Below are 3,667 nucleotides of genomic sequence, written 5' to 3'. Positions count from 1 at the left end.
CAGGTCCAATAAAAGATTCCGACGTATTTGTCTTTTTTAATCGCGCCCACCTCGTTAAGTGCCGGAAGCTTACGGCCCAAAGCATCCGTAATGATCGCATTGCTTCCGGGTGACTGGGCAACGGAGGTTAAAAAAACGACAACCAGCAGCAGCAGTAATGCATATCTCATGTGCTGAAAAATTATTTGTTGAGTAATAATAGGGATGTAAAAACCCGGTGAAGAATCAGCTTCCGCACCGGGACATTTTTAATTAAATTAAAAGCAATTTGATTTTACTGCCATCCCGGGTTTTGCACCAAAGCCGGATTTGAATTCAGTTGCTGTTGGGGAACGGGGTAAAGTTCCAGTTTCGGATTATATGGGTTGAGGTCTTTGTTTTGAATCTGATTCGGGCTCATAGCGGCGATTTCTGCCGGCAGGGTGCCCCATCTGCGGATATCAAAAACAGTAGTGTGCTCTCCTGTCAGCTCCAGCCGGCGTTCCTTTCGGATCGCATCACGCAGTTGAGCCTGATCGGTGATGTTTGAAATGCTCGCACGTGCCCTGGCCCTAACCCGATTCAGGTAAGGCAGCGCTTCTGCAGGTTTGTTGCTTTCGTTGAGCGCTTCGGCCAGCAAAAGCAATACGTCGGAAAATCGCATGTGCGAATAATCGGTGTTGTATCCCCATGGTGGTGCACCTGCAGACCGGAAGGTACGGTCGTACTTGCCATAAGCGATGCCGGCGCGTTGCAGACCGAACAATTTGTTGGTCGTTGCATCTACGTAAGCGGGCTGCGTTTGATCATATTTGAGCATATGTCCATCATTCGCATTGATAATAGACGGAATTGTGGTGACATCCCTGCGCGTATCTCCGGGCTCATATAATTCATACAGCTTATAAGAAAGCCCGAAAATATTTTGCTCGAAAGGAAGAAAAAAGAAAGGCATTATATTCGCGTTAGTATTGCTGGAATTGTAAAACTGGCCGAAGGTCAGTACGAATTCCTTATTGCGCTCGTTACTCACGGGGAAGACGCTCGCAAAGTCATCCAGCAAGCCAAAGCCATATTTATTTTCATTAGCCGTTCCAACTATTTCTTTGAGTTTGTCTGCAGCCTTGGCGAAATTCTCGGTTTTATTTATTGGCTTTCCCGCCATAGTGATATATACTTTACCAAGGATAGCTTTTGCAATGCCGGAGGATACCCTGCCCACATCACTGCCTGTCCATAAATCAGGAAGGTTGGCTTCTCCAAACGTCAGGTCTTCAACGATGAGTGCGTACACAGTAGCAATCGGCTTTCTTGCCCCAAAGATGTCGTCCTTCTGGGACAGAGACGTGATCTCGTTGACAACGATAGGCACATCGCCGAAGAGCCGCACAAGATTAAAATAGGCATACCCTCTGAGTACTTTGGCTTCGGCGACGTATTTATTAGCTGCCGCTTGATCCGTTACAACTTTCGGTGCATTGGCGATCACCGAATTGGCCCTGGATATTATCGTGTACATCTGTGTCCATGCCAGCGAACCGGCAGTTGACGACGGTGTTTCGGCAAAACGATAGTATAGGTCAATGTCATAAGCCGCTCCTCCGGTTCCGAAGGATGCATACTGATGTCCGGTTTCGGTTAGGGAAAAATAAAAGAATTGGTACAGCCACGGCTTGAGTACATAGGCATCATAAATACCGAACACCGTTTTTTTCAGGCCGTCTTCATTGCCGAACACAGAGGAAGCGTCGAGTGAAGAATAAGGATGTTCTTCAAGCCCCTTTTTGCATGAGGGTGCCATAAAGGCCAGCGATCCCACTGCAATAAATAAATATATTTTCAATTTCATAATTATACATTTTAGAAAGTGCAGGATAATCCAACTGTATACGTTTTGCTTGATGGATAAGCTCCGAAGTCAATACCTTGTTGCAACAGGCTTTGTCCGTAAGAGCTTACTTCCGGATCAAATCCGCTGTACTTGGTGATGGTAAAAAGATTTGTTCCGGTAAAGAACAGGCGTGGATTCTTGATCACTTTCAAATTCGAGAAGGTGTAACTTAACGTTAGGTTTTTAAGGCGGAAATAGCTGCCATTTTCAATCAGCGTGTTATTGATGTCTCCGGTAGCTATGTTTGTTTGTATGCCGGGGAACCTGATGTCGTTGGTGGGGTTTGCAGCAGTCCATCTCTTGTTATACCATTCTTCAGTCTGATTGAATACGACGCCGCTATAATTCACGAGTCCTGAGTTAAGGTAAAAGCGCGTCACGTTCAATACATCATTGCCTTGTGATCCGGTAAAGAAAAGATTGAGTGAGAAATTTTTCCAGGTAATATCGTTGGTCCATCCATAAGTGAAATCAGGATTGGAATTACCCAGGATCATCCGGTCGGCTGACGTAATTTTTCCATCACCGTTACGATCTTCATAAAGCCAGGTGCCGGGAATCTGGTTAGATGGTCCGCCGGGGTAAGGATAATTAGGCACTCCACCTGTGAAATCCTTTGCCTGTGCCAGGCCGGTTACATGATATCCATAAAAATAACCGATCAGCTTGCCAGGAGTGAGAATGTTAGATGTTCCACTGAACAGGTTTCCTCCCAGACCGATATACTGGTCATCTTTCCTATCGCCAAGATTAATGAGGGTGTTCCGGTTTCTGGTTGCGGTAACACGTGTGGTAAACGTGAGGTCAGTGCTTCTTATCAGATCGGCCTGAAGGCTTACTTCTATTCCCTTATTACCGATTTTTCCGTAGTTGTCTGTTATGGAGCCAAATCCTGACTGGCTGGGAAGCGCCCTGGGCTGAAGCAGCTTGTCAGTGGTTTTGTCGTAATAATCGAAGCTGAAGACGAGCCTGTCGTTGAAAATGTTGAAGTCAAGTCCTGCGTTGATCTGGTTAGTTGTCTCCCAGGTAAGATCGGCGTTTCCAAGACTGGATTGAGCAACGCTCGTAACAATGGTTGCAGGATAACCTACTTGGTAAAAGCTGTTGCCATACCTCGCCAGGGAAGAATAGGGAGAAATGGACTGGCTTCCCGTTTTGCCATAGGAAAGCCTCAGCTTGGCATTGTTGATAAAGCCGACATTTTTCACGAAGTCTTCTTCGCTCAGGTTCCAGGCTACTCCAACAGAAGGAAACACACCGTATTTTTTGTTTTCCGCGAAAGGAGAAGCTCCGTCCTGCCGTACGGAAGTATTCAATACATACTTGTCTTTGAAGGTATAGTTTGCCCGGAAGAACAAGGATTGTATGGTGCGGTCTTCCTTGTAGGATCCGATTTGCTGTTGCAGTGCACTTCCGATATTGTTCACACCGAAGAATGGCAGATCAAATCCCTGGCCGGTGGTGCTCAGCTGCTCCAGCACTGATTTATTCCATTCTCCACCCAAAGTGACGTTCAGCTTGTGTACGTCATTGAATTCTTTTGCATACAGAAAGTATCCGTTGATGTTGTAGCTGTTGGTAGTCGTCTGTCCACTGCTTGCCTGACCCTTTGTGAAATACCCTTCGCCGATCCCATCGGGGAAAAACACCTGCCTCCTGGTCGTATTCTGGTTGGCGCCAAGGGTTACCACCAATTGCAGGTCTCTGGTCAGACGGAACCAGTTTTCCATGTTGGCAATCAGATTATCGTTTTTGGAGTCATCTGTTTTATTGGTCAGCTCGAGATACGGATTGAGG

General features: G+C 46.4%; 2 protein-coding genes. Both read right to left on the bottom strand.

What is annotated here, in order from left to right; genetic code table 11:
• Window positions 1-274: 274 nt before the first annotated feature.
• Window positions 275-1,828, bottom strand: a complete 1,554-nt coding sequence (locus tag WKF69_RS18160; RefSeq protein WP_340383748.1) for a RagB/SusD family nutrient uptake outer membrane protein — start codon at window positions 1,826-1,828, stop codon at window positions 275-277.
• 11 nt (window positions 1,829-1,839) lie between these two features.
• Window positions 1,840-3,667: SusC/RagA family TonB-linked outer membrane protein (locus WKF69_RS18155; RefSeq protein ID WP_340383747.1), on the bottom strand; the 1,828-nt coding region annotated here is incomplete at its 5' end.

The sequence above is a fragment of the Daejeonella sp. genome (genome assembly GCF_037719425.1).
Lineage (GTDB): Bacteria > Bacteroidota > Bacteroidia > Sphingobacteriales > Sphingobacteriaceae > Daejeonella.
This window is presented reverse-complemented; position numbering and strand designations above follow the sequence as displayed.